Source organism: Saccharothrix sp. (genome assembly GCF_031180885.1).
In the GTDB taxonomy this organism is placed as follows: Bacteria; Actinomycetota; Actinomycetes; order Mycobacteriales; family Pseudonocardiaceae; genus Actinosynnema.
Window position 1 is genome coordinate 1 of the sequence record NZ_JAPSLK010000075.1, and the last position, 26,111, is coordinate 26,111.

A 26,111-nucleotide genomic window follows, 5' to 3' on the forward strand; every position below is an offset into this window, starting at 1 on the left:
ACCGTATGGCCTGCCCGAAGGGCTACCGCGCTTTGGTCGGGTGCGGCCGAAATTTTTTGTGAGGAACGAGCAAAAAATTTCAGCGGCACCCGACCAAAGCGTGGTTGGCTTTGCCAGGCCATGCGGTGGGGGAACCGACGCCCTTCCTCCCCCATCGGTGGTCTGCCCGCCGGCGAGGCGCTTGTGATCTTGAGAGCGCGCAGCGCGTTCGAGCTTGAGAGCGCGTCAGCGCTGTTCAAGAGCGCGAAGCGCGCTCCTCCTCCAGCAGCGCGGAGCGCGTTGCGTTGAGCCCCGCGAAGCGTGGACTTGAGCAGGGAAGCGCAATTCTAAAGATCAAAAGAGCCTCGCCGGCGGGCGAGCCACCAAGGATGACACAACGACAACTGCGGGGGCTTCTTGCTTGTGCCATCCCCGTATGACCCGGCAAAGCCGACCACAGATTTCCCGGGTGCCGCTAAAATTTTTTGCTCGTTCCTCACAAAAAATTTCGGCTGCACCCGGGAAATCTGTGGTAGCCCTTCGGGCGGGCCATACGGGGATGACACAAGCAAGAAGCCCAAGTTGAGGTGTGCCCGCTCGGCGGACTGCCCGCGCGGCAACGCGGGCCGTGTGGTCGGGTGCGGAGGCCGAGACTTGCGAAGATGGTTTAGGACAGCCGGGTGTCCGGGGTCGTCTTCGCCAACCACGCCGCCGCTTCCGCGTTCGGCAGCACCCGGTCCAGGGTGATCGTCGGCGGCATGTGCGGGTAGGCGCGGCCCGCGTTCCAGGTGCGCGGGTAGGCGGGCGGGTCGAGCACGACTACGCGGCGGCCGTCGAACTCGGGGATGTCGGCGGGCCGGCCCTCGTTCCAGATCCACTCGCCGTGGGCGTCCACCAGGTTGAACTGGCCGCGGATGCCGCCGGCGGGTTCCAGGTCGTCGCCGTCCGAGGCCGCGGCGACCCACGCCGGGTCCGGTGGAGTGCCGGGGACGAGGCCCTGCGCCGGGTCGCCGATCAGGGTCGCCGCGAGCAGGGTGTGCAACTGGAAGTTGTCGCCGATGCCGCCGATCGTCACCTCGTACCCCAACCCGGACGGGCGGTGCAGGACGATCAGTCGTTCGTCGTCGAGGACCGTCAGCAGACCGACCAGCCACTCGGCCGGACCGACCTCCGAGGCGTCCGACGCGGCGCGCACCAGGCGCTCGCGGTGCGGTAGCGCGCGACGAACCTCCTTGCGCTGCAACGGGATCAGCAACCCGCGCGCCCAGTCCTCCGCCGACGCCCACCGCTGCTCCAGAGCCTCGGCGACCCGACGCGCCAACGTCTCCAACTCCGGTCCCGGCTCCGCACCCGCCTCCAGCAGGCCGCCGACCACCACGGCCAGCCGCCCGAACTCCGCCGGCTCCTCGGCCAGCACCGGCCCGAGCACCCCGACCGCCTCCGACAACTCCGCCACGTCGGCCCGCGCCGCCCGCTTCCGGACGGCGTCCAGCGCCTGGTCGAAGGCGGGCTCGTCACCACGGCGGGCGGCGCCGACCAGCGGTGCGGTCAGGTCGGGCAGGCGCTTGCGGTTGAAGATCACGCGGGCAATGCTAGGAGGTCCGCGATCCGAGGCCGTGCAGGGTCTGGTCGAGCAGGGCGGCGACGACCGCTTCGCTCTGCGGAACGTCCCCGGGCCGCAACGTCCGCGCCGCCGCCTCCACGGACCCGTGGATCAGCAGCGCCCGCAACCCCGGTTGCGGCACGCGCGCCTCCAGCAGCACACCGACCAGGGGCGCCAGGAGCTTCTCGTGCTCGGCCCGGATCCGCCGCCGCGACTCCTCCGGCAGGGCGTGCGCCGACAGCGCGACGACCGCGCCGTGGCTGCCGTCCACGATGATCTCCAGCACGGTCCGCAGGTAGGCCTCGACCTTGGCCGGCACCCCGGACACCGCGTGCACCGCCGCCGCCAGCCGCCGCGCCTGGTCGGGCAGTTCGTCGGTCACGATCGCCGCGACCAGTTCCTCGCGGGACTTGAAGTACTCGTAGAGCGACGGCCGGGACAGGCCGACCCGCCGGGCCAGCGCGGCCAGCGTCAACGCGTCCGGCCCCTCTTCGGCGACGATCTCCCGGCCCGCGGCCAACAGGGACCGCAACCGGTTCGCGCGGTGCTCCGCGAGGGTCTCGGCGCTGATCCTGGGCACGCGCCAGAGCCTACCCCCTTGTTTTCCCGACGCCGCGTTGGAATAGTTGCCTACGCAGCGTCGGGAACTCCCCGTCGGGAACCGTGGAGGTGCCGGATGTTCGTCGCGACCAACCGCCTGTTCGTGCCCGCCGAGCGCGCGGAGGAGTTCGAGGCCCACTTCCGGGACAACATGCGGACCTACCTGCCCGGCGTGCCCGGCCTGCGCCGCAGCACGCTGCTGCGCCCCACCCGCCCCGACCAGCCCTACGTCTCGGTGAACGAGTTCGACACCGAGGAGGACTTCAAGGCGTGGGTCGCCTCGGCGTCGTTCAAGGAGGCGCACCGGCGCAACGCCGGCATCGCCCGCCACGTGACGGGCAACGCCGTGGAGACCTTCCAGCCCAGCGAGGACCTCGTGCTCAGCTGATCGTGATCGACTTCATCGTGTTGATCTCGTCCTGCTGGGACACCAGCACGTCGTTGGCCATCTCCTGCACGCGCGGGTCCACGCCCGCCTTCAGCAGGTCCACGGCCATCTTCAGCGCGCCCTCGTGATGAGCGATCATCAACTGCAGGAACATCCGGTCGAAGTCCGCGCCGCGCGCGTTCTTCAGGGCGTTCATCTGCTCGGCGGTCGCCATGCCCGGCATGGACCCGTGGTCCACGTCGGGCATCTTGCCGGAGTGGCCGTGCGCGGGGGCCTTCTCGCCGTACTGGCGCTGCCACTGCTCCATCCCGCCGATCTCCGGCCCTTGGGTGTCGTAGATGCGCGACGCCAGCGCCTTCACCGTCTCGTTCTGGGCGCGCTCGGGCGCCAGCGCGGACATCTCCAGCGCCTGCTTGTGGTGCTCGATCATGCTCACCACGTAGGTCAGGTCCGCCTCGTTGGGCGCGACCCACCGGTCGGTGCCGACGTCCTCCGGCGCGAGCGTCTGCGCCTGCTCGCCCGGTCCCTTCGGGACGATCACCGGCGGCGCGTCGTCCGTCTTCGCCGTGCACGCCGCCAGGAAAGCGACCAGCGCCGCCACGAACAAGATCCGCATCTGCCACGACCCCCTCGACTCGGCTCGACAAGTTACCCGCACGTTCCAGCTGCCGGAAGACTGCTCCTTACCGACGAATGGGTCTGGTGGTTAGCCATGCAAAAGGTAATACTGCGGTCCCTGCTACAGGTTCGGAAGGGGAGACCTGAAGTGAACGCACGCGATTCGGCCCGCCGCCGCAGAGCCGGCGCGGCCCTGGGGGCGCTGGCACTCGCCGCCTCGTCGCTGGTGCTCGGTCCGCAAGCGCTCGCGGAGCCCGAGGTGGACGCGGAGGTGGCCGGGCTGTCGGAGGCCCAGCTGTCCGAGCCCGCCCAGGCCGACACCGGCATCCCCGGTGTCGACGAGATCCGCCACACCCGCAACATCAAGCACCTCGCGAACCTGCCGAAGCCGGCTCCGTTCACCGAGGCGTCCACGTGGTCGGACCTGGCCTTCCAGGACGGCTACGCGTTCGACGGCAACTACGACGGGTTCGTGGTCTACGACATCCGCAACCCGCACAAGCCGAAGATCGCCGCGACGGTGCTGTGCCCGGGCTCGCAGAACGACATCTCGGTGAAGGGGAACCTGCTGTTCCTGTCCACCGACTCGTCGCGCTCCGACGACTCGTGCTCCAGCACCCCGCTGTCGGCCACGAACAAGGCCGCGTGGGAGGGCATCAAGATCTTCGACATCTCCGACAAGCGCAACCCGCGCTACATCAAGTCGGTGGAGACGAAGTGCGGTTCCCACACCCACACGCTCGTGCCCGACAAGAAGGGCAAGGACGTCTACGTGTACGTCTCGTCCTACGGGCCGAACGACACGTTCCCGGACTGCAAGACGCCGCACGACCTGATCTCCATCGTCAAGGTGCCGCTGGCCGAACCGACCTCGGCCTTCGTGCTGTCCGAGACGGTGCTGTTCCCCGACGGCGGCAACCCGGGCCGTGACGGCACCGTGGACACCGGCTACGTGCGCGCCACGTCCGGTTGCCACGACATCACCGTGTACCCGTCCAAGGACCTGGCCGCGGGCGCGTGCATGGGTGACGGCGTGCTGTGGGACATCTCCGACCGGGAGAAGCCCCGCGAGATCCACCGCGTGCAGGACAACGTGAACTTCGCGTTCTGGCACTCGGCCACGTTCAACAACGCCGGCACCAAGGTCGTCTTCACCGACGAGCTGGGCGGCGGCGGCGCGGCCACCTGCAACCCGAAGATCGGCCCGCTGCGCGGTGCGGACGGCATCTACGACATCACCGGCGAGGGCGACGCCCGCAAGCTGGAGTTCCGGTCGTACTACAAGATCTCCCGGACCCAGGCCGACTCCGAGAACTGCGTGGCGCACAACGGTTCGCTGATCCCCGTCCAGGGCCGCGACATCATGGTGCAGGCGTGGTACCAGGGCGGCATCTCGGTGTGGGACTTCACCGACTCCCGCAACCCCAAGGAGATCGGCTGGTTCGAGCGCGGCCCGCTGCCCGACCGCAAGGGCGGTGGTGCGTGGTCGACGTACTACTACAACGGCTACATCTACTCCTCCGACATGGCCAAGGGTTTCGACGTCCTGGACATCCGCGACCCGCGGACCGCGACGGCGAAGCTGGTCCGCGTGGGTGAGCTGAACGTCCAGACGCAGGGCCACTACCGGGAGCTGTTCCCGCGGTAGTCCTGGGACGTGAGGGGCCTGTCCGGTTTCCGGACAGGCCCCTTTTCCGTCACTCGGCGTGCTCGGTGGGCTCGTGCTCGGTGGGCTCGGTGGGCTCGTGCTCGGTGGGCTCGCCCAACTCGGTGAACAGCGTGAGCTGGAGCCCGCCGGGCGCTTCCAGCCGGGCGTTCAACGAGTTCCACGGCGTCCTGGTCGGCTCGGCCACGACCGTCGCCCCCCGCCTGCTCCAGCTCTCGCGTGGTCGCCGTCGAGTCGTCGACCTCGAACGCCACCCGGATGTGCCCGGCGACCCGCCACCCGACCTCCACCTCGTCGATGTACTCGGCGTGCGGCGGGTCGGTGATCTCCAACGTGGCCCGCCCCGCCTCCAGGATCGTGACCCGCCCACCTTGCCCGACTCAGCGAGGATTGATCACCTGGGCGTTCCCGGCGGCGGCCCTGCCGGCACTGCTGTCGTCGTTCTCACCCGCGCCGATCCAGTTCGTCCCCCGTACGGCCTGGGCGCAGCCCAACCACGCTTTGGTCTTCTGAGCAACCGGTAAAGCGTGGTTGCTCAGAAGACCGAAGTGTGGTTGCCTCCGGCAGGCTGTACGGGGACGAACCGAGGCCCGCTGTGGCTTGGCAAGCCCAGGAGCGCCTGCGGCGCGGGGGTCAGGCCTCGACGACCATCACGCGCGACAGGTCCAACGCCACCGCCGTCCCCACCGGGAAGTCCCCCGCCCGACTGGACGGCTGGTCCACCCGGACCTCCTGCCCGTCCCCCGCCAACCGCACCGACACCCGGGTCACCGCCCCCAGGAAGCTCTGCGTCACCACGCTGCCCACCAGCGCCCCGTTCGCCTGCCCGCTGTGCTGGGCGATCCCGATGTCCTCCGGCCGCACGATGACCTTCACGTCCGAACCCGCGTCGACCTCATGCTCAGCCTCCACCCGGACCGCGCCCACCCGCACCCCACCATCCTCGGCAACCCCGTGGACCGTGTTCGTCACACCCACGAACTGCGCCACGAACGCCGAAGCCGGGTTCCGGTACACCACCGCGGGCGTGTCCAGCTGCTCCAACCGCCCCTGCGACATCACGCCCACCCGGTCCGAGACGGCCAGCGCCTCCTCCTGGTCGTGCGTGACGAACAACGTCGTCATCCCCAACGACGTCTGGATCCGCCGGATCTCGTCCCGCAACGCCACCCGCACCTTGGCGTCCAAAGCGGACAGCGGCTCGTCCAGCAACAACACCCGGGGCTCGATCGCCAACGCCCGGGCCAGCGCCACCCGCTGCTGCTGGCCACCGGACATCTGGTGCGGGTACCGCCCGGCCAGGTGGCCCAGGCCGACCAGGTCCAGCAGCTCCGACGTCCGCCGAGCGCGGTTCCCGGACCGCCGCAGGCGCAGCCCGAACGCGATGTTCTGCGCCGCCGTCATGTTCGGGAACAGGCTGTAGGCCTGGAAGACCATGCCCATGTCCCGCTTGTTCGCGGGCACACCGGTGACATCCCGCCCACCGACCGACACCGACCCGGCGTCGGCGGTCTCGAAGCCCGCGACGATGCGCAGCGCCGTCGTCTTGCCGCACCCGCTCGGTCCCAGCAGGCTGACCAGCTCACCTTCGGCCAGCGACAGGTCCAGCCCCGCCAGCGCCGGCTGCCCGCCGAACGACTTGCGCAGCCCGCGCAACTCCAGGTAACCCATCCCTCAGCCTTCCTCGACGGCGGAGGAACCCCGCCGCCCGCCAACGAACGACAGCAGGAACAGCAGCACGAACGCGAACAGCAGGCTCAGCAACGACACCGCGATGGACACGCCCGCGTTCCGCTTGCCGAGCAGGTTCACCTGCACCTGCAACGTGTCGAAGTTCAACAGCGACGCGATGGTGAACTCCCCCAGCACCAACGCGACCGACAGCAGCGAAGCCCCGATCAGCGCCGTGCGGATGTTGGGCACCACGACCCGCACCAGCACGGTCCCCCAGGACGCGCCCAACGACCGCGCCGCCTCGGCCAGCGTCTTCAGGTCGATCGCGGACAACCCCGCGTCGATCGCCCGGTACGCGAACGGCAGCACCAGCACCGCGTACGCGAACGTCAGCGTCCACGGCGAGTCGCCCAGGAAGTAGTCCACCCACGCGTACAGCGGCGCCATGCCGACCACGAGCACGATCGCCGGGATCGTGATCGGCAGCAGGCACAGGAACTCCACCAGCCGCCGCAGCACCGGCAGCCGCAGCCGGATCCACGTCATCGTCGGCACCAGCAGCACCAGGACCAGCACCGAACTGGTCACGGCCAGCTGCACCGACGCCAGGATCGCCTCGACCAGGTCCGGGTCCGACCCGATCGCGGTCCACGACTCCAGGCTGCGCGACCCGCCGGCGCCCCGCGTGGAGAACTCGGCCATCGCCAGCAGCGGCACCAGGAAGAACGCCCCCAGCACCAGCAGCACCAGCCGCCGCACGACTACTGCCACCGCGCGAACCTCCGTTGCAGCACCGCGTACAGGCCCATCGCCACCGCCACCACCACGACCATGCCCAACCCGAGCGCCTTGCCCAGGTTCTCCTGCCCCAGCAGGACCTCGCCGGTCAACGCGCCCCGGATCTGCAACGGCACGATCGGCGATCCCTGTGACACGAGCGCCGCGGCCGTCGCGTACGCGGAGAAAGCGTTGGCGAACAACAACAGCAACGCACCCAGGAAAGCGGGCAGCAGGATCGGCCCGCCGACGTGCCGCCAATACGTCCACGCCGAGCCGCCGAGGCTGTCCACCGCCTCCCTCCACTGTGGACGCAACCCGTCCAGCGCGGGCAGGAAGACGATGACCATCAACGGGATCTGGAAGAACGTGTAGACCAGCGTCAACCCGGGCAGCTCGAACAGCCACGCCCCGCCCGCGAACAGGTCGATCCCGAACCAGTCCCGCAGGAACCGGGTGACGAACCCCTGGAACCCCACCGTGGCGAGGAAAGCGAACGCCAGCGGCACACCGCCGAACTGCGCCAGCACCCCCGACCCGGCCACGACCACGCGCCGCAGCAACCCCTCCGGCTTCCCGGAGGCGACCGCCCACGACAGCAGCGCGCCGAACACCGCGCCCAGCACGGCGGTCAGCGCGGACAGCTCGACGCTGCGCAGGAACGCCTGGAGGTACACGCCCTCGGTCAGCGCCGCGAGGTTGTCCGGGGTGAACCCGCCGGACGAGTCCTGGAACGCCCCGGCCAGCACCAGCACCGTCGGGTAGAGCAGGAACGTGCCTACGTAGGCCAGGAACGGCACGACGACCAGCCAGGCGAGCCACGACCGGCCGGAGCCGCCGGGAGCGGCCTGCGGGCCACTCCCGGCGGCCGTGGAGACGGGTGCGACCATGCGGTCAGCCCACCGCCTGCGCCCACGTCTCGGACAAGGTCTTCTTGGCCTTGTCGGCCTGCTCCTGGGTCAGGAACACCTGCTTGCCGTCGGTCTTGGGCAGCTTGGCGTGCGCGTCGGCGTCCACCTTGCCGGACTTGACCATGGCGTCCAGCCGCACCGGCCGGGACAGGCCCTTGAGGTAGAGGTTCTGGCCCTTGTCGGAGTACAGGAACTCCTGCCACAGGCGCGCGGCGGCCGGGTGCGGCGCGTCCTTGTTGATGGCCTGGTTGTAGTAGGCGCCGACCTGCGCGCCCTGCGGCACCACGACCTTCCAGTCCGCCTTGCCGGCGAGCTTCGCGGTCTGCGCGGCGTTGGTGTAGTCCCAGTCGATGACGACCGGGGTCTGGCCGGACTCGATGGTCGCGGGCGTCGGGTCGACCGGCAGGAAGTTGCCGGCGGCCTTGAGCTGCTTGAAGAACTCGACGCCGGGCGCGATGTCGTCGGCCGAGCCGCCGTTGCCCAGCGACGCCATGACCACGCCGGAGAACGCCGCGCCGGCCTGCGTCGGGTCGCCGTTGAGCGCGACCTTGCCCTGGTACTCGGGCTTGAGCAGGTCCTTGACCGTGGTCGGCGCGGGCACCTTGGCGGCGTCGTAGCCGATGGACATGAAGCCGCCGTAGTCGCCGTAGTAGAGCCCGCTGGGCTCCTTCAGCTCAGCGGGGATGTCGTCCCAGGTCTGCACGCGGTAGGGCGCGAACAGGTTCTTGTTGGCCAGGGCCACGTTGAGGCCCAGGTCGAACACGTCCGGCGCGCGGTCGCTGCCCTTGAGCTGGTTGGCGGCGTTGATCTCCTCCTGGCTGGAGGCGTCCGGCTGAGCCGAGTCGACCTTGATGCCGTACTCGGCCTCGAACGCCTTGATGATCTCGCCGTAGTTGGCCCAGTCCGGCGGCAGCGCGATGACGTTGAGCTTGCCCTCCTTCTTGGCCGCCTCGACCAGCTTGTCCAGCCCGCCGAGATCGGCGGCGGACGTGGCGGTGGACGCGGAGGAGGTGCTGCCCGCGCCGTCCTTGGGCGGCGGCGTGCCGCAGGCGGCGAGCAGGGCCAGGGCGGTGGCGACGACACCGGCCAGCCGCAGGGATTTCGTCACGGGGGCGAACCTTCCTCGGGGGCTTCGGGGGTTCCCGGGCGCGTTCCGGGCCAGCGGAGCTTCCGTTCCGCCGCGCGCGCTTGTCAAGCCGGCCGGGGCGTTCGTGGTCCATTCGGTGAACTGGGCGAATTCCCGGTGTCCGCTCAATGGCGGAGAGGTGGCCGAACCGCGCCCGGCGGACTTCGTCCCGGAACGACCGGAACGGCGCAACCGCTGGGCTGTCCGGGTCGCGACACGCCGGGCGCGGCCACGAGGCGCAGGCGGGCGACTGGGCCGCGAGCAGCACCCCGGAGCGCCGTCGGGATGAATTCGGGACCCGATTTCGGCGGCCGCAGAACACTCGCGCACCCCGCTCCCGTAACAGGTTCACGAAGTGGCCCGACATCCGGGTGTCACGTGACGGAAATGCCCGAAACCTGCTTCTCCCCAAGAAGGGCAGATCCCCATGCACCAAGCCCGAAGATCCCTGGCGGCCCTGGCCGCGGGCGTGTTCGTCCTGCCCGCGACCCTGGTGGCCCTGCCCGCGGGCATCGCCGCCGCGGCGCCCGTCCCCGGCTCGGACGTGCTCTACACGCTCGACGCCGACTTCGACCAGGGCGTGCTCCAGGACGTCAACCACGACGCGCCGAACAACGACCAGCTCCAGCTCGACCGGGAGACCGCGTTCTTCCCGTTCGTCAACGTGGCCGCGTCCGCGCGCGGCACGATGGTCCGCATCGACGTCAACACCGGCGCGATCGTCGGCGAGTGGCGGTCCGCGCCGGACGGCCGGGGCCGCAACCCGTCCCGCACGACCGTGGACAAGCTCGGCAACACGTGGCTGTCCAACCGCGACGAGGCCACCGGTGGCAAGGGTTCCGTCACCCGCGTCGGCGTGATCCTGGGCGGCACCAGGGCGAACGCCGACGGCACCGCCAACCCCGCCGGCGACTACCTCAAGGGACCCTTCGCGTACAACACGTGCGCCGACCGCAACGGCGACGGCCTGTACGCCACCTCGCGCGGCCTGGGCGACATCCGGCCGTGGACCAACGCCGGCGGCGCGGACGACAACGGCGGCGTCACCACGGCGGCCGACGAGTGCGTCATCACCTACAGCCGGGTCGCCGGCACCAACACCCGCACGGTCGCGGTGGACGCCAACAACGACCTGTGGACCGGTGGTTCCAACACCCAGCACGAGAAGATCTCCGGCGTGGACGGCTCGTCGCTGGGCGCGCCGTTCAGCCTGGGCTGCGGCGGGTACGGCGGGCTGGTCGACCAGGCGGGCACGCTGTGGTCGGCGCGGTTCGGCGCCAACCTGCTGCGCTACGAGCCGGGCACCGCGTCCGGCCAGTGCCTGGACGCCTCGCACGGCGACTACGGCTTGGGCCTGGACCCGAACACCGGGCACATCTGGCACACCAAGCTCAGCGGCAACCAGGTCGTCAAGCTCGCGCCGGACGGCACCGTGCTGGGCACCTTCGCGCACGGCAGCGCCAACGCGCAGGGCGTCGCGGTCGACAAGAACGGCAACGTGTGGGTCGCGCACGCTTTGTTCGGCGCCACCACGGTCGGCCACCTGCGCACCGACGGCACGTACGTCGGCAACGTGACCCTGCCCGGCGGCACCGGCCCGACCGGCGTCGCGGTGGACAGCAACGGCAAGGTGTGGGTCACCAACATCACCACCAACAACGCCATGCGCATCGACCCGGCGGCGGGTCCGATCGGCAACGGCGGGTTCCCGGTCGGCGCGGTCGACCTGACCGTGGACCTCGGCGACGGCGCGGGGCCGTACAACTACAGCGACATGACCGGGTCCGTGCTGGGCGAGATCACCGCCCCGGTCGGGACGTGGTCGGTGGTGCAGGACGGCGGCGTCGCGGGCCAGACCTGGGGCACCGTCACCTGGAACACCGAGGCGCAGGGCAGCGTTCCCGCGGGCACGTCGATCGTGGTGGAGGCGCGCACGTCCGACACCGAGGCCGGCCTGGCCGGTGAGGCGTTCACCGCGGTGTCCAACGGCGTGAAGTTCGCCAAGACGGGCCGGTACATCGAGGTGCGGGCGACCCTGACGGCCGCGCCGAACGGGGCCGGCCCGGTGCTGTCGGACCTGCGGATCAAGACGTCCGAGCGGACCGGTATGTTCTCCTGCCAGGCCACGGCGCTCAACCTGGCCGGGATCATCTTCGCGCAGGCCAACTCGCCGGACGTGCCGTGCACCGACGACTTCGAGGAAGTCGCGAACGTCAACCTCAACTCGGGCATCCTCAACGTCCGCGCGAACGCCCTGACCGCGCGCACCGACCAGACCCCGGACGTGCTCGCGGGCACCCCGCCGATGGCCGGTGACGGCGCGATCTCGTCGTCGCGGATCGACTACACGCGGATTTCGAGCCTGCTGGTGACCATCGAGGTGGGCGTGATCCAGTCGAGCGCGGCGGTGACGTGCGGTCCGGACGGCACGGAGCGGTTCGTGGGCTCGTCGCACATCGCGAGCCTGTCGATCAACGGCGCACCGGTGACCGTGGGCAGCGCACCGCTGACCATCCCGCTGGTGATCGGGTCGTTGCGGTTGAACAGCACGACGACCACCCCGACCAGCGTGGTGCAGCAGGCGCTGGTGCTGGACACCCCGTTGACCGATGTGGTGCTCGGCGAGGCGAAGGCCAACGTCGAGGCGTTGCCGGGTGAGCCGGGCGGCAGCCCCTGCCGCGTCTGACCGCGTGACCTACAAGTAGTCGTACTATATGTAGTGCGGCTACTTGTAGGAGGTCTGCCTTGGCGCGGAAGTTGCTGGTGTGGTTGCACGTCGTCACCTCCACCGGCTGGATGTGCATGGCGCTGGCGTTGTTCGTGGTGGTGAACCACGCGCTGGAGAACCCGGCGGCGTTCGACGTGGCGCTGCTGATCGACGTGCAGGTGTTGCAGTTCATGGCGACGACGTCGGCGTTCAGCGGGTTGATGCTGTCCGGCCTGACGCCGTGGGGGCTCTTCCGGCACTGGTGGGTGGCCGTGAAGACGGTGGTGACGTTCACCCAGTTGTACGTGGGGATCTTCGTGCTCAGCCCCAACCTGCACCCCGGCGGTTCGCCGACGCTGACGCGGGTGGGATCGCTGCCGATGGCGTCGGCGCTGGCGTTCCAGGTGTGGCTGTCGGTGGCCAAGCCGTTCGGCCGGACCCCGTGGGCGCGCCCGGGCAAGCCGCCCACGGCGTCGGGTCGGGCGTTCGTCGCATGCCTGGTGGTGCCGGCGGCGGACTACGCCCTGGACCAGTTCGTCCTCGGCCTCCCCGTGCCCGCGCTGTCACTGCTGGTCGTGGTGGTGTTCCCGCTCGTCCGAGCGCTCCGCCGCAAGCCCGCCCGGCGGGTCGCCGACCGGAAACCCGTCCGCGCGACGCGTCCGGACGGCCCCATCGGCCGTGGTGGCGACTGAGAGCGGCCGTAGCACCAGCCGAAGCCGGCACCGCCGAGCCGTACCCGACGCGCGAGCCGCTCCCACACCTCGTCCAGCTCGTCGACCAGCCACATCGCGGCCCGCACGCCCACCTCTCCCGCCGAGTGGCGCACGCGCGTGACCCGGATCACCCACCCGGTGGCACGCACTGAAACTGATAACGGTTACCATTCCCGACGATCACCGATTTGAGGACCGTCGGAGGAGCCCGCGTGGCGCACTTGCTGATGATCGAGAGTTGGGTGGGCGCGATGAGCACCCTGCTGCCACGCGCGATCCGGGAGTCGGGGCACCGGTTCACGTTCCTCACCCGCGACCTCAACCACTACCTGCGCTCGGCTCCCAGCCACCCGCACCCGCTGCTCACCGCGGACAACGTCCTCACCGCCGAGACCAACGACATCGACTCCTTATTGTCCTTTGTGGACAAGGCGCACGAACTGCTGCGCTTCGACGGCGTGATCTCCTCCTGCGACTACTACCTGGCCACCGTCGCCAAGGTCGCCAACCACCTCGGCCTCCCCGGCCCGTCCGCCGACGCCGTCGAGCGCGCCTACCGCAAGGACCTCACCCGCCAGGCCACCGCGAACGTCCCCGGCCCGCGCTGGGCCCTCGCCCACGACTGGCCCGCCACCGCCAAGGCCGCCGCCGACCTGGGCTACCCGCTGGTCGTCAAGCCGGTGGACCTGTGCGCGGGCATGCACGTCCGGGCGGTCCGGGACGAGAACGGGCTGCGGGAGGCGTTCCTGGCGCTGGAGGCGTTCCCGGTCAACGCCCGCAACCAGCCCCGCGTGACCACGGTCCTGCTCGAAGAACTGCTGGTCGGCCCCGAGGTGAGCGTGGAGACGGTCACCACCGGCGGCACCACGCACGTCATCGGCGTGACGGACAAGAGCATCGCGGGTGATCCGTGGTTCGTCGAAAGCGGCCACATGTTCCCGGCGGACCTCACCGAGGCGGAGAAGAACCAGGCCATCGACACCGCCGTCGCCGCCATCGAAGCGCTCGGCCTCGACGAGTCCGTGGCGCACACCGAGGTCAAGCTGACCGCCGACGGCCCCAAGCTCATCGAGGTCAACCCGCGACCCGCCGGCAACCAGATCACCGAACTGGTCCGCCGCGTCACCGGCATCGACCTGCCCGCCGTGTTCGCCCAGCTCGCCGTCGGCGAGGAGCCCGACCTGCGCCCGCGCGAAACGGGGGTGCGCAGCGCGGCCATCTCCTTCCTGCTGCCGCCGAAAGCGGGCGTCATCGCGGGCATCGACGCGCCGGACCACCCCGACGTCGTGGACCGGGCGGTCAAGCCCGCCGGGCACCGCGCGGGCGAGCCCACCAGCAACAACACCTACCTCGGGCACGTCATGGTCACCTCGGCCGACCACGACGCCCGAGCCCGCGCCGAGCAGGTCGTGGCGGGGATGAACGTCCGGTACGCCGAGGACGACCAGTGACCCTCGCCGAACTCGTGCGCCGGGTCCGCACCGCCGAACTGGGTCCCGACCCGGCGGACTGCGCGGTCAGCGTCGCGTTCACCACCCGCCAGGGCGCCCGGCACGCCACCCGCGGCCAGTCCTACCGCAACACCGTGGTCAGCCTGCGGGTCGGCGAAGCGGTCGGGTCGTGCGCGGTCGAACCCGGCGACGAGCCCGACGTGGCGGACTGCGCCGGCACCACCGTCGCCGACCTCCTCGACCACCCGCACGCGGCGGTACGCACGGCCGCCCTCGACGCCTACCTCATGCACGCCCACCCGCATGAGACCTCGAACGCCAAGCACGTCACCGTCGACGCGGGCGACTCGCTGGCCAAATCCATGTCCCGGGCGCGGGCCGTGGTCGACCTGCTCGATCCCCAGCCGGGACAACGGGTTCTGGTCGTCGGCGTGGTGAACTCCCTGCTGCAGCACCTGCGCGCCCGGGACGTCCGGTACGTGCCGTGCGACCTCAAGGGTGGCCGGACGGAGTGGGACGAGCCGATCGTCACCGACTTCCGCGACACGGACTTCGACCTGGTCCTGGCCTCGGGCATGACGCTGGGCAACGGCACGTTCGAAGCGCTGCTCGCGACCGGGCGGCCGGTGACCCTGTTCGCCCAGACCGCGAGCGCCGTCGCGCCCTGGTTCCTGGGCCACGGCGCGCGGGCCGTCTCGGCGGAGCCGTACCCGTTCTTCTGGCTGCACGGCGGCCCGTCCACCCTGTTCCACTACCGGGAACCGTGACCATGCGCGCAGCACTGCTGGACCTGCTCGGCAACACGCCGCTGGCCCGCATCGACACCCCGCTGCCCCACCGGCACGGCGGGTTCTGGGCCAAGCTGGAGAACCTCAGCGCGGGCGGGATGAAGGCGCGCTCGGCGGTCGCCATGCTCCAAGCCGCCAAGAAACGCGGCGACCTCAAGCCGGGCGCGGTGGTCGTGGAGTCCACCAGCGGCACGCTCGGGCTCGGCCTGGCGTTCGCGGGCCAAGCCCTGGGGCACCCCGTGGTGCTGGTGGTGGACCACGAACTGGAACCGTCGATGCGGGCGCTGCTGCGCGCCCACGGCGCCCGGCTGGAGATCGTCGACCGGCCGCACCCGACCGGCGGCTGGCAGCAGGCGCGGCTGGACCGGTTGCAGACCGTGCTGCGCGGCCTGCCCGGCGCGTACTGGCCCGACCAGTACAACAATCCCGACAACCCGGCCGGCTACACCGGTCTGGCCCGCGAACTGGTCCGGCAACTGGACCGCGCGGACGTGCTGGTGTGCAGCGTCGGCACCGGCGGGCACAGCGCGGGCATCGTCGCGGCGCTGCGCCGGTACTGGCCGCTGCTGCGCTTGGTGGGCGTGGACACCGTGGGCTCCACGATCTTCGGCCAGCCCGCGCGGCAGCGCGTGATGCGCGGGCTGGGCAGCAGCATCCACCCGCGCAACGTGGCCTACCACGAGTTCGACGAGGTCCACTGGCTCGGCCCGGTCGAGGTGGTGGACGCGTGCCGGCGGCTGGCCCGCGACGGGTTCGTCACCGGCGGCTGGAGCACCGGCGCGGTCGCGCTGGTGTCGGCGTGGGTGGCCCGGCTGGAGCCGTCCGCGCGGGTGGTGACGATCTTCCCCGACGGGCCGCACCGGTACCTGGGGACGATCTTCGACGACGACTTCTGCCGGTCCCGCGGCCTGCTGGGCGTGCCCGCGGACCGGCCGGTGGAGATCGGGCACTCCGGCGAGATCGAGGTGACCAGCTGGGCGCGGTGCGCGAACGTCGCCGCGCCGAACCTCTCGGGCACGCAGGCGGTGGGGGTGCCGGTGTGAAGCTCTCCTGGCACGTCTACGGCCTCGACCTGGCCTCGCCGCTGCGGATCTCCCGGTCGGTGATGACCCGGCGCGACGCGGTCCGCGTGGTGCTGGAGCACGACGGCGTCCGGGGCCACGGCGAGGTCGTGACCAGCGTGTTCTACGGCTTGGACGTGACGCGGATCGTCGAGCTGCTCACCGAGGTCTCGCCCATCGCTTCCGGTTCGTCCCCTGAGGAACTCCTCGACCGGCTCCCCCCGCTGCCCCCCGGCGTGCTCGCCGCCCTCGACGCCGCAGTGCACGACCTGCTCGCCATGCGCGCGGACAAGCCCCTCCACGCACTCATCGCCGATCCACAGTGGACGGACGCGCCGACCGCCTTCACCATCGGCATCGGCGACCCCTCCGCCTGCGCCGCGCAGGCCGCCGAACTGGCCGAACGCGGGTTCTCCGTGCTCAAGGTCAAGGTCGGTGGCGAGCACGACGTGGCCACCGTCCGGGCGGTCCACCAAGCCGCACCCGACGCCCGGCTGATCCTCGACCCCAACGGGGGCTGGACGGCGGAGCAGGCCGTGCGCGTGCTCGACCGACTGCCACCCGTGGACGCCCTCGAACAACCCCTCCCGCCGGGCCGCCTCGACGAGCTGGCCTGGCTGAAGGAACGCTGCCCAGCGCCGCTGGTCGCCGACGAGGACGCGGCCACCGCCGACGACGTGAAGGCGTTGACGGGCCTGGTCGACGGCGTGAACGTGAAGCTCGCCAAGTGCGGCGGGATCGCCAGGGCCCGCGAGATCATCGACACCGCCCGCGAGGCCGGCCTCGGCGTCATGCTGGGCTGCCTGGTCGCCAGCTCCCTGGGCATCGCGCCCGCCGTGCACCTCACCGGGCACGCCCGCTGGGTCGACCTGGACGGCCACCTCCTGCTCGCCCGCGACCCGTGGCGGGGCATCGGCGGCGAGGACGGGACCCTGCGGCTGACCGGCGCGCCCGGTCTCGGCGTGGTGCCGCGATGAGGCGGTTCCCGCTGCCCGTCCGGCTGCTGCTGGTCAACCAGTTCGGCGTCAACACCGGGTTCTACCTGCTCATCCCCTACCTGGCCACGCACCTGGGCGACGTGGGCCTGTCCGCGGCGGCGATCGGGGTCGTGCTGGGCGTGCGGACGTTCAGCCAGCAGGGTCTGTTCCTGCTGGGCGGTTCGGCGTCCGACCGGCTCGGGCCGCGTCGGGTCATCATCGCGGGCTGTGCGCTGCGGACGGTGGGGTTCGGCCTGTTCGCGATCGGCGAGACGATGACCGTGCTGCTCGCCGCGTCCGTCCTCAGCGGACTCGCGGGTGCGCTGTTCAACCCGGCCGTGCGGGCGTACATCGCCGAGGAGTCCGAGGACCGGGCGGGCGCGTTCGCGTTGTTCAACGTCTACGCCCAGGCGGGCGCACTGGTCGGTCCGCTGCTGGGCAGCCTGTTGCTGCTGTGGGACTTCCGGGTGTCGGCGCTGGTCGCGGCGGGGATCTTCGCCGTGCTGACCGTGGCGCAGGCGCTCGTCCTGCCCGCGCGGAAAGCGGCCCCGCACGAGAGCACCGTGCTGGACGACTGGCGGGAGAGCCTGGCGGACAAGCGGTTCCTGGCCTTCACGGTGGCGTTGACCGGCATGTTCGTGCTGCAGAACCAGCTCTACCTGGTGCTGCCGCTGGAGGTCGAGCGGCTGACCGGTTCGGCGCGGGCGGTGGCGGCGGTGTTCCTGGTCTCGACGGTGGCGACCCTGGTGTTGCAGGTCCGGGTGACCCGGTGGTTCGGGCGGATGCCGCGCGGGCGGGCCATCGCGGTCGGGATGGCCGTGATGGGCGCCGGGTTCACCGCGACGGCGTTGAGCCACGTGTGGGCGGGTGGTCTCGCCGGGCCGCTGGTCGCCGCGTTCTTCCTGTCCCTGGGGGTGATGATCGCGCACCCGTTCGTCTACGAGCTGATCCCCGCGTTCGGCCGGGCCGGGCTGTCCGGCACCTACTTCGGCGTGTTCTACCTGGTGTCGGGCCTGGCGGCGACGGCGGGCAACGCGCTGGTCGGCTGGGTGTTCGGCGTGTCCGGCGCGGCGGCGTCGCTGGTGTGCGTGGCCGTGGGGCTGGGGTGCGCGGCGGCCGTGGTGTGGCTGCACCGCCGAGGCGTCCTGACCCCGACCCGAGAGGCGGCCCGATGAGCCTGGGCGAGAACCTGCTGACCGACAACCCGGCGCTCTACGAGCACCAGTTCCCCGACCCGGACCACGTCGCCGCCCGCTGGGTGCACGACATCGTGACCCGCTTCGGCGGCGGCTCGACCCTGCTGGACATCGGCAGCGGCACCGGGCGCGACGCGGGGTGGTTGGCGCGCAACGGTTATCACGTCGTCGGGCTGGACAGCTCGGAGCGGATGGTCGCGTACGCGCGGGAGCACCACCGGGCTCAGTTCGTGCTCGGCGACATGCGGACCTTCGCGCTGGACCGGGTCTTCGACGTGGTGACCTGTCTGGACAGCGCGTTCCTGTACTGCCACACCAACGCCGACCTGACCGCGTTCCTCAAGCGCTGCCACGACCACCTGACACCCGGCGGACTGCTCGTCGCCGAGATGCGCAACGGCGCGTTCTTCCTGGGCAACACCGAACTCCTCGACGGCGTCCGCACCCGGACCGTCGAGTGGGACGGCGTGCCCTACACCTCCCGCACCGAGCTGTGGATCGACCACGCCGCCCAGTTGCTGCGCCGCCGCCGCGAGTGGACGTGGCCGGGCGCGCCGCCGCTGGTGCAGCGCTCGGCGTGGCGGCTGCTGTTCCCGCTGGAACTGCGGCACCTGCTCGACCTCGCCGGGTTCGAGGTGCTCGCCCTGTTCGACAGCCCCGGCCCGCGCACCGACGAACCGTGGTCGGCGGACGCGCCCCTGGGCGAAGCCCTGTCCGGCGACCGCCTCCACGTGGTCGCCCGCCGCCTGTGAAAGGAACCGCCATGCCCACCCGCCGCCACTTCCTCGGCCTGCTCTCGCTGGCCGCCCTGTCCGGCTGCGCCACCCCGGCCGCACCGCAAGCCTCCGCCCCGAAAGCCGGCGGACGGCTGCGGGCGGCGTTCGCGGGCGGTGGCGCCAAGGAGGTGCTCGACCCGCACCTGGCCAACCTGTTCGTCGAGGCCGCGCGGGCCAAGGCGATGTTCGACAAGCTCGCCGACCTCGGCGCGGACGTCTCGGCGCAGCCCAGACTGGCCGAGAAGTGGGAGCCGGACGCCACGCTGACCAAGTGGCGGATCACTTTGCGGGACACCAAGTTCCACAACGGGCAGCCGGTGCGCGCGGAGGACGTGCTGGCCAGCTACGCCCGCATCCTCGACCCGAACCGGGCGTTCCGCGCCAAGTCCAGCCTGTCGCTGGTCGACCTGGCGAACAGCCGCGCGGTGGACGCCCGGACCGTGGAGTTCGCGCTGAAGCGGCCGTTCATCGAGTTCCCCAACGCCCTCGCCGCGTTCGGCGCGTACATCGTGCCCGCCGGCGCGGAGGACTTCAGCGAGCCGGTCGGCTCCGGGCCGTTCAGCTTCGTGTCGTTCGAGCCCGGGAAGTCCGTGGTGCTGAAGAAGAACCCGGACTACTGGGAGGGCGCGCCGCACCTGGACGAACTGGAGTTCGTCATCGCCAACGAGGAGTCGGCGCGGGCCAACGCCCTGCTCGGCGGCCAGGTCCAGTACGCGCACGACCTCACCCCCACCACCGCCCGCAGCCACACCGACGGCCGGATCGCGATCCACCGCTCCCCCAACAGCGCCGTGCAGGCGTTCGCGATGAAGCTGGACCGGCCGCCGTTCGACAACCGGGACCTGCGCGAGGCGATGTTCCTGCTGGCCGACCGGCAGCAGCTGGTGGAGTCGGTGCTGGCGGGCAGCGGGCAGGTGGCCAACGACCTGTTCGGCAAGGGCTACCAGTACTACGCCGACGACATCCCGCAGCGCACCCGTGACCTGGACAAGGCGAAGTTCCTGATCCGCAAGGCGGGGGCGGAGGGTCTGACGGTCAGGCTGGACACGTCCACCGCCGCCGCGGGCATGGTCGAGGCGGCCACCGTGTTCGCCGACCAGGCCAAGGGGTCGGGTCTGACCATCGAGGTGGTGACCGGCAACAAGGACAGCTACTGGTCGGACACGCTGAAGAACGGCTCGCTGTCGAGCTTCCGGTCCGGCGCGATGCCCATCGAGACCCACATCGCGCAGCGGCTGCTCAGCGACTCCGGCACGAACGTCACCAAGTGGGCGCGGCCGGAGTTCGACGAGTTGTACCGCAAGGCGGTGTCCACTGTGGACGTCGGCGAGCGGACGTCGCTGTACCGGGAGATGCAGCGGTCCCTGCACGCCGAGGGCGGCTACCTGATGTGGGGCTTCGCGGACTGGATCGTGGGCGCCGCGCCGAACGTCGGCGGCATCTCCACCGCGCCCGCGAACACCCTCGACTGGGCCCGGTTCGACAAGGTGTGGCTGGGGTGACCCGGTACGCCCTGCGGCGGCTGGCCATCGGCCTGGTGCAGGTGCTGGCCGTCGTCACCGCCGTGTTCCTGCTGGTGCAGGCGTTGCCCGGGGACGCGGCGGTGGCGCTGGCCGGCGACAACCCGGACCCGCGCCGGATCGAGGAGATCCGTGCGGCGATGGGGCTCGACCAGCCCGCGCTGGACCGGTTCGGCGCGTGGCTGTCCGGGTTGGCGCGCGGTGACCTCGGGGTGTCGCTGGTGTCCGGGCGGCCGGTGGTGGAGTTCCTGGCCGACGGGCTGGGGCCGACGCTGATCCTGGCCGTGGTGTCGTTGGTCCTGCTGGTCCCGCTGTCTGTGCTGCTCGGTGTGGTGGCCGCGCTGCGCGAGGGCGGTGTGGTGGACCGGGTGCTGACCACGGTGACGGTCGGGCTGCACTCCATCCCGGAGTTCGCGCTGGCGGTGGTGCTGATCGCGGTGTTCGGGGTGCAGCTGGGGTGGCTGCCGCCGACCGCCGTGGGTGCGGATCTGCTGGCACAGCCCCAAGTTCTGGTGTTGCCGCTGGTGGTGTTGCTGGCCCGGCCGGTGTGCTCGGTGAGCCGGCTGGTGCGGGCCGGGATGATCGACGCCCTGGCCTCCGACCACGTCCGGCACGCGCGGCGGCTGGGCATCGGCGAGCAGCGCGTCCGGTTCGCGCACGCCCTGCCCAACGCGGTCGCGCCGGCCGTGCAGCAGCTCGCGCGCACCACGGACTGGTTGCTGGGCGGGGTGATCGTGGTCGAGGCGGTGTTCGTGATCCCGGGGCTGGGCACGATCCTGGTGGACGCGGTCGCCGGGCGGGACCTGCCGGTGGTGCAGGGGCTGGCGGTCGTGTTCGCGGTGACGACCGTGCTGGTCAACCTGGTGGCGGACCTGGTCGGGTTCCGGCTCGCGCCCCGGTCGGCGGTGGTCGCGTGATCCGGGTGCTGTTGGTGGCGGTGCCGGTGGTCCTGGCGCTGGTGGGGCCGTTGTTCGTGTCGGACGACGTTCCCCGTGGGGCGCCGTTCATGCCGAACTCCGCGCTGGGCACGGACTTCGTCGGTCGGGACGTGTGGCAGCAGGTGCTGCTCGGCGGGCAGACCGTTGTGCTGGTCGCCTTGCTGGCCACGGTGTTCTCGTACGCGGTCGGGGTGCCGTGGGGTGTGGTGGCGGCGATGTCCCGGGTGGTCGACGACATCTTGATGCGCCCGCTGGACCTGCTGCTCGCCGTGCCGTCGCTGCTGGTGCTGATCCTGGCGGCGGCGATCGCCGGGCCGGGGCTGCCGGTGCTGATCGGGGTCGTGACGCTGGTCAACTTCCCCGACGTGGCACGGATTTCGCGCGGTGCGGCGCTGGAGATCGCGGCGCGGCCCGCGTTGGAGGCGATGCGGTTGCAGGGCGAGTCGTGGTGGAGGACCTCTGTGGTCTACACCGGGCGGTCCATGCTGCGGACGCTGGCCGCCGACGCGGGGGTCCGGCTCACCGGGGCGCTGTACCTGGTGGCGTCGGCCAGTTTCCTGGGCGTGGGCGTGCCGCCGGACGCCGCCGACTGGGCGGTCATGGTCGACCGCAACCGGGTCGGGTTGTTCCTGCAGCCGTGGGCTGTCGTGGTGCCCGCGTTGCTCATCGTGGCGTTGTCGGTGGGGTTGAACCTGACGTTCGACCGGGCCTTGCGCAAGGAGGCCGTGTGACGGTCGTGCACGTGGAGGACCTGCGGGCGGTCGCGGGCGAGCGGGTGCTGGTCGACGGGGTCAGCTTCGCGCTGGCCGCCGGACGGGTGCTGGCGCTCGTCGGCGCGTCGGGCAGCGGCAAGACCACGACGGGGCTGGCGTTGCTGGGCGAGCACGCGCCGGGCGTCACCGTCACCGGGCGGGTGTCGGTCTCGGGGCGGGTCGGGTTCGTGCCGCAGCAGCCGGCCGGGGCGTTGAACCCGGTGCGGCGGATCGGCGGGGTGTTCCGGGAGATCGCGGCCGTGCTGGACGGTGACCCGGAGTCGTTGATCGCGACGGCGTTGCGCCGGGCGCGGGTGCCCGCCGAGTTGCTGCGGCGCTTCCCGCACGAGCTGTCCGGCGGGCAGCAGCAGCGGGTGGTGCTGGCGCAGGCGCTGGTCGGCGACCCGGCGGTGGTCGTGGCCGACGAGCCGACCACCGGGCAGGACCCGATCACGCGGGCCGAGATCGTGGACGAACTGGCGTCCGTGGCGGCCCAGGGGGTCGCGGTGGTGCTGTTGACCCACGACCTGGACGTGGTGCGGGCGCTGGCCGACGAGGTCGTGGTGCTGCGGGACGGCCGGGTGGCCGAGGCCGGGCCGGTGGCTCTGCTGGACGCGCCGCGCTCGCCCTACACGCGTGCCCTGGTGGCCGCCCAGCCCCGCGTGACCGTGCCGTTCGACGGGGCCGAGAAGCCGCCGTTGGTGCAGGTCAACGGGCTGACCGCGCGGCACCGCAAGACCGTGGTGCTGCGGGACGTCGACCTGTCGCTGGGCGCCGGCGAGTGCCTGGCGGTCGTCGGGCGGTCGGGCAGCGGGAAGACCACGCTCGCCCGGTGCCTGTCCGGCCTGCACGCCCGCTACGACGGGTCGATCCGGCTGGCCGGCGAGGTCCTGCCGCGGTCGCTGCGGCGGCGGTCCCGGACCCAGTTGGCCGCCGTCCAGTACGTCTTCCAGGACCCCAGGTCGTCGTTCGACCCGAACCGCACCGTGCTGGCCCAGGTCGCCCGGACCGCTGTGCGGCTGAGCGACGGCGGCGAAGAAGAAGCGCTGGCCGGGCTCGCCGCCGTCGGCCTCGACGAAGCCACCGTGCGGCGGCGACCGCCCGGCCTGTCCGGCGGCGAGCTCCAGCGCGCCGCGCTGGTGCGCGCCCTGCTGGCCCGGCCGGACGTGCTGGTGTGCGACGAGATCACCTCCGGGCTGGACACCCTGACCCAGGCGAGCCTGCTCGACCTGCTGGCGGACCTGCCCTGCGCGGTCGTCCTGGTCAGCCACGACCTGGCCGTGGTGGCCCGGCTGGCCGACCGGGTCGCCGTGCTGCACCGCGGCGACCTCGTCGAACACGGCCCGGCGAGCGCCGTCCTCGGCTCCCCCACCCACCCGGTGACCATCGGCCTGCTGGGCCGCGCCATGGAACAGGAGAAGAGAACATGAACCACCGAGAAGTGGGGCCCTACGAGGTGCGCCCGGCCCGGGAGGCGGACCTGCCCGGGGCGCGCAGCGTCATGCTGGACACCTTCTACCACGAGTTCGGCTACGGCTACCGGCCCGAGTGGCACGCCGACGTGGTCGACCTGGAGGGCTCCTACCTGCGGCCGGCGCGCCACGCGCTGTTCGTCGCGCTCAAAGGCGACGAGGTCGTGGGCACGACCGGCGTGCGGGCCCAGGGCCCCAAGAGCCCGCCGCACCCGACGTGGCTGGCCGACCGCTACCCCTCGGGGACGACGGCCCAACTGTTCCGGGTGTACGTGCGCCCCGACCACCGCCGGGCCGGGCTCGCCCGCGCCCTGGTGGGCATGGCGGTGTCGTTCGTGGCGAGCACGCCCGGCTACGAGAAGCTCTACCTGCACACCGACACGCGGGTGCCGGGCGCCGAGCCGTTCTGGCGGTCGGTGGCGGCGGAGGTGCACGACGGGCGGGACGGCGACCCGATCTCGTTCCAGACCGTGCACTTCGAGATCCCGCTCTGACGGGTCGCGGGGGCGGGTCTTGCGCCCGCCCCCGCTGACCGGTCAGGGGTTGTACTGGAACACGTAGAGCCCGTAGTCCCGGTCACTGCCCAGGACGTACTTCCTGCCCGCTTCGTCGCGCCAGACCTCGACGCCCCAGAAGTTGTTGCCGCCCTCGTCGATGAACGCACCGACCTCCTGGATGCCGGTCTTGCCGTACTTCACGACCCGGAAGCCGGCCGCGTAGTACGACAGGTAGGCGATCGAGCTGTTGTCCGGGTCCATCGCCACCTCGTGCACCGACAGGTCGCCGAACCCGCGCGCGTACGCCACGTCCTGCGACTCGGGCACCGCGTAGGTGTCGATCTGGGTCAGGGAGCCCGTGCCGGTCAGGGGCACGTTGGCGGCGAACAGGCGGACGTAGCCCCAGCCGTCGAAGGCCGCCCGGATCGTGGTGGATTCACCGCCGGTCGCGGGGGTGAGCGTGTCGCACGCGTTCGCCTCGGTCACGCCGGGCACGCCGAGCAGCCGCAGACCGGCGTACCGGTCGACGAACACGTACGGGATGGTGCCGGTGGCGAGCATGGTGACCAGGCCGAGGCAGTCCGCCCGGTGGTTCTGGAAGACGATGCCCGCCGAGTAGCCCGCGGCGGTGATGTTGTTCAGCTTGGTCTGGAAGGTGCACACGCCGCGTTCGACCAGCGCGGTTCCGGAGCCGGCGGGCGACGGGCCGCACGCCTGGCCGACGAACGTCACCGGGCCGCTGATGGTGGTGTTCTCGTCCACCGGCGGGGTGTCGCCCGCGGACACGGCGGTGTACTCCTGGCCCGCGTACGGGCCGCTGTCGATCGTGGCGACCACGCGGTAGGGGTTGAAGTCCTCGTCGGTGCCGATCAGGAACTTGTTGTTCGGCGACAGCTCGGACTGGTGGGCGTTGCCCTCCGGCGAGATCTGGTGGCCGCGGGCGGCCCGTTCCTCGTCCAGGGCGGCGTAGTCGGTCTCGGCGATCAGCGTGACGTTGCGGGGGTCGGTGACGTCCAGCAGCACGTACCCGCCGTCCCAGTAGTTCATGTTCATGACGTACCGGGGGCCGATCTTGTCGACCATCATGTCGTGGCTGAACACCGAGGTCAGGTTGCGCGGCGTGGGCTGGTCGACGCCGAACAGCTCCACCAGGTCCAGCGAGTCGTTGACCATCACCGGGTGGTAGGGGTCGGTGATGTCCATGATGTCGACGTCGGTGAACTCCTCGTCGTCGACCAGGACCACGTAGGTCCGGTGGTCCACGACGCTGGTCCACATCCGCATGCTGTGCGTCTGGTTCGGGTTGGCGTCCAGGCCGCCGGACGGGTTGGTGAAGTCGCCGGTGTGCAGGACGACCGGCTCGGGGTCGGTCGGGTCGGTGACGTCCCAGAGCGAGATGCCGCCGGAGACCGCGGGGGTGGCGCCCGGGCAGGTCTCGTTCTGGTGGGCGAGCAGGTCGCCCTGGAAGTACTGGTTGACGACGTGCAGGACCTGGATGCCCTCGCCGGCGTAGGAGCCGTCCGTGGTCGGGATGAACGCCTCGGTCACCTCGAACGGGTTGGCCGGGTCGTGCAGGTCGACCACGTGGACGCCGGTGTTCAGGCAGTCCGGTTCGCGGAAGGCGTTGAGGTAGGCGTAGTCGCGGAACGCCGTGACGTCCGCGACGCGGCCCGTGGTGCCGCCGGGGTGGGAGACCTCGGCCTTGCCGACCACGGTCACGTTCCGGTTGACCGGGGGCAGGTGGCCCTCGTCGCCGTCGTGCTGCTTGTAGAGGCCGTCCGCGACCCCTTCGCCCGGGAAGTCCTCCCGGCCGCCGTGCTCCGGGTGGGCCCCGGCCAGACCGGTCACCGTCGCGCCGACCACGGCGGTCACCGCGCCCAATACGCCGATTCTTCGAAATAGTCCACGCATGCCACGCCTC

General features: G+C 71.3%; 25 protein-coding genes. 16 read left to right on the forward strand and 9 right to left on the reverse strand.

Features of this window, described 5'->3' with window-relative positions:
• Positions 1-646 precede the first annotated feature (646 nt).
• Positions 647-1,561 carry a hypothetical protein gene (locus tag RIN75_RS40150; RefSeq protein WP_309117353.1) on the reverse strand — a complete coding sequence of 305 codons (915 nt, stop codon included), beginning with the start codon at positions 1,559-1,561 and terminating at the stop codon, positions 647-649.
• Between the two features lie 10 nt (positions 1,562-1,571).
• Complete coding sequence (locus tag RIN75_RS40155; protein ID WP_309117354.1) at positions 1,572-2,162, reverse strand: helix-turn-helix domain-containing protein; 591 nt, start codon at positions 2,160-2,162, stop codon at positions 1,572-1,574.
• A gap of 96 nt (positions 2,163-2,258) precedes the next feature.
• On the opposite strand from RIN75_RS40155, the gene RIN75_RS40160 reads away from it, so the two are divergent.
• Positions 2,259-2,570, forward strand: a complete 312-nt coding sequence (locus RIN75_RS40160; protein ID WP_309117355.1) for an antibiotic biosynthesis monooxygenase — start codon at positions 2,259-2,261, stop codon at positions 2,568-2,570.
• Here RIN75_RS40160 and RIN75_RS40165 read toward each other — a convergent pair.
• Positions 2,563-3,186, reverse strand: a complete 624-nt coding sequence (locus RIN75_RS40165) for a DUF305 domain-containing protein (RefSeq protein ID WP_309117356.1) — start codon at positions 3,184-3,186, stop codon at positions 2,563-2,565. The two genes, RIN75_RS40160 and RIN75_RS40165, sit on opposite strands and share 8 nt — an antisense overlap.
• Positions 3,187-3,336: 150 nt before the next feature.
• Here RIN75_RS40165 and RIN75_RS40170 point away from each other — a divergent pair, with 150 nt between their 5' ends.
• Positions 3,337-4,836: a hypothetical protein gene (locus RIN75_RS40170; protein ID WP_309117357.1), complete on the forward strand. Its 1,500-nt coding sequence runs from the start codon at positions 3,337-3,339 to the stop codon at positions 4,834-4,836.
• Positions 4,837-4,885: 49 nt separating this feature from the next.
• Here the strand turns inward: RIN75_RS40170 and RIN75_RS40175 are convergent, their stop codons facing one another.
• On the reverse strand, positions 4,886-5,041 hold the full coding sequence (locus RIN75_RS40175) for a hypothetical protein (RefSeq protein ID WP_309117358.1): 156 nt from the start codon (positions 5,039-5,041) through the stop codon (positions 4,886-4,888).
• 32 nt (positions 5,042-5,073) lie between these two features.
• Here RIN75_RS40175 and RIN75_RS40180 point away from each other — a divergent pair, with 32 nt between their 5' ends.
• Complete coding sequence (locus RIN75_RS40180) at positions 5,074-5,367, forward strand: hypothetical protein (protein WP_309117359.1); 294 nt, start codon at positions 5,074-5,076, stop codon at positions 5,365-5,367.
• A gap of 120 nt (positions 5,368-5,487) precedes the next feature.
• On the opposite strand, the gene RIN75_RS40185 is transcribed toward RIN75_RS40180, so the two are convergent.
• From RIN75_RS40185 to RIN75_RS40200, 4 genes are read right to left on the reverse strand one after another with little or no spacing between them, the layout of a single operon-like run.
• On the reverse strand, positions 5,488-6,525 hold the full coding sequence (locus tag RIN75_RS40185; protein ID WP_309117360.1) for an ABC transporter ATP-binding protein: 1,038 nt from the start codon (positions 6,523-6,525) through the stop codon (positions 5,488-5,490).
• A 3-nt stretch (positions 6,526-6,528) separates the two neighbouring features.
• A complete protein-coding gene (locus RIN75_RS40190; RefSeq protein ID WP_309117361.1) occupies positions 6,529-7,299 on the reverse strand; it encodes an ABC transporter permease subunit in 771 nt (256 codons plus the stop codon).
• Positions 7,290-8,195 (reverse strand): ABC transporter permease, encoded by a 906-nt coding sequence (locus RIN75_RS40195; protein WP_309117362.1) that lies wholly within the window; start codon positions 8,193-8,195, stop codon positions 7,290-7,292. Before RIN75_RS40195 ends, RIN75_RS40190 begins: the two co-directional genes overlap by 10 nt.
• A 4-nt stretch (positions 8,196-8,199) precedes the next feature.
• The gene (locus RIN75_RS40200; RefSeq protein ID WP_309117363.1) at positions 8,200-9,324 is read right to left on the reverse strand and encodes an extracellular solute-binding protein; all 1,125 of its coding nucleotides are present in this window, start codon (positions 9,322-9,324) and stop codon (positions 8,200-8,202) included.
• Between the two features lie 445 nt (positions 9,325-9,769).
• Here RIN75_RS40200 and RIN75_RS40205 point away from each other — a divergent pair, with 445 nt between their 5' ends.
• From RIN75_RS40205 to RIN75_RS40265, 13 genes are all read left to right on the forward strand, one after another.
• Positions 9,770-12,028: a hypothetical protein gene (locus tag RIN75_RS40205; RefSeq protein WP_309117364.1), complete on the forward strand. Its 2,259-nt coding sequence runs from the start codon at positions 9,770-9,772 to the stop codon at positions 12,026-12,028.
• Positions 12,029-12,087: 59 nt separating this feature from the next.
• Positions 12,088-12,741: a hypothetical protein gene (locus tag RIN75_RS40210; protein WP_309117365.1), complete on the forward strand. Its 654-nt coding sequence runs from the start codon at positions 12,088-12,090 to the stop codon at positions 12,739-12,741.
• 233 nt (positions 12,742-12,974) lie between these two features.
• Positions 12,975-14,213, forward strand: a complete 1,239-nt coding sequence (locus RIN75_RS40215; RefSeq protein WP_309117366.1) for an ATP-grasp domain-containing protein — start codon at positions 12,975-12,977, stop codon at positions 14,211-14,213.
• On the forward strand, positions 14,210-14,980 hold the full coding sequence (locus RIN75_RS40220) for a Rossmann-like domain-containing protein (RefSeq protein WP_309117367.1): 771 nt from the start codon (positions 14,210-14,212) through the stop codon (positions 14,978-14,980). Before RIN75_RS40215 ends, RIN75_RS40220 begins: the two co-directional genes overlap by 4 nt.
• A 2-nt stretch (positions 14,981-14,982) precedes the next feature.
• Positions 14,983-16,044 carry a cysteine synthase family protein gene (locus RIN75_RS40225; protein ID WP_309117368.1) on the forward strand — a complete coding sequence of 354 codons (1,062 nt, stop codon included), beginning with the start codon at positions 14,983-14,985 and terminating at the stop codon, positions 16,042-16,044.
• On the forward strand, positions 16,041-17,039 hold the full coding sequence (locus RIN75_RS40230) for a dipeptide epimerase (RefSeq protein WP_309117369.1): 999 nt from the start codon (positions 16,041-16,043) through the stop codon (positions 17,037-17,039). The genes RIN75_RS40225 and RIN75_RS40230 overlap by 4 nt, the downstream gene beginning before the upstream one ends.
• Positions 17,036-18,214: an MFS transporter gene (locus RIN75_RS40235; RefSeq protein ID WP_309117370.1), complete on the forward strand. Its 1,179-nt coding sequence runs from the start codon at positions 17,036-17,038 to the stop codon at positions 18,212-18,214. Before RIN75_RS40230 ends, RIN75_RS40235 begins: the two co-directional genes overlap by 4 nt.
• Positions 18,211-18,987, forward strand: coding sequence for a class I SAM-dependent methyltransferase (locus RIN75_RS40240; protein ID WP_309117371.1), 777 nt, complete (start codon positions 18,211-18,213; stop codon positions 18,985-18,987). The genes RIN75_RS40235 and RIN75_RS40240 overlap by 4 nt, the downstream gene beginning before the upstream one ends.
• 11 nt (positions 18,988-18,998) lie before the next feature.
• Positions 18,999-20,513 carry an ABC transporter substrate-binding protein gene (locus RIN75_RS40245; RefSeq protein ID WP_309117372.1) on the forward strand — a complete coding sequence of 505 codons (1,515 nt, stop codon included), beginning with the start codon at positions 18,999-19,001 and terminating at the stop codon, positions 20,511-20,513.
• Complete coding sequence (locus tag RIN75_RS40250) at positions 20,510-21,448, forward strand: ABC transporter permease (protein WP_309117373.1); 939 nt, start codon at positions 20,510-20,512, stop codon at positions 21,446-21,448. Before RIN75_RS40245 ends, RIN75_RS40250 begins: the two co-directional genes overlap by 4 nt.
• Entirely contained in the window at positions 21,445-22,200 is a 756-nt protein-coding gene (locus RIN75_RS40255) for an ABC transporter permease (RefSeq protein WP_309117374.1), read from the forward strand. The genes RIN75_RS40250 and RIN75_RS40255 overlap by 4 nt, the downstream gene beginning before the upstream one ends.
• On the forward strand, positions 22,197-23,651 hold the full coding sequence (locus tag RIN75_RS40260) for an ATP-binding cassette domain-containing protein (RefSeq protein WP_309117375.1): 1,455 nt from the start codon (positions 22,197-22,199) through the stop codon (positions 23,649-23,651). The genes RIN75_RS40255 and RIN75_RS40260 overlap by 4 nt, the downstream gene beginning before the upstream one ends.
• The gene (locus tag RIN75_RS40265; protein ID WP_309117376.1) at positions 23,648-24,187 is read left to right on the forward strand and encodes a GNAT family N-acetyltransferase; all 540 of its coding nucleotides are present in this window, start codon (positions 23,648-23,650) and stop codon (positions 24,185-24,187) included. Before RIN75_RS40260 ends, RIN75_RS40265 begins: the two co-directional genes overlap by 4 nt.
• A gap of 42 nt (positions 24,188-24,229) precedes the next feature.
• On the opposite strand, the gene RIN75_RS40270 is transcribed toward RIN75_RS40265, so the two are convergent.
• Positions 24,230-26,062, reverse strand: coding sequence for a PA domain-containing protein (locus RIN75_RS40270; protein WP_309117377.1), 1,833 nt, complete (start codon positions 26,060-26,062; stop codon positions 24,230-24,232).
• Between the last annotated feature and the right edge of the window lie 49 nt (positions 26,063-26,111).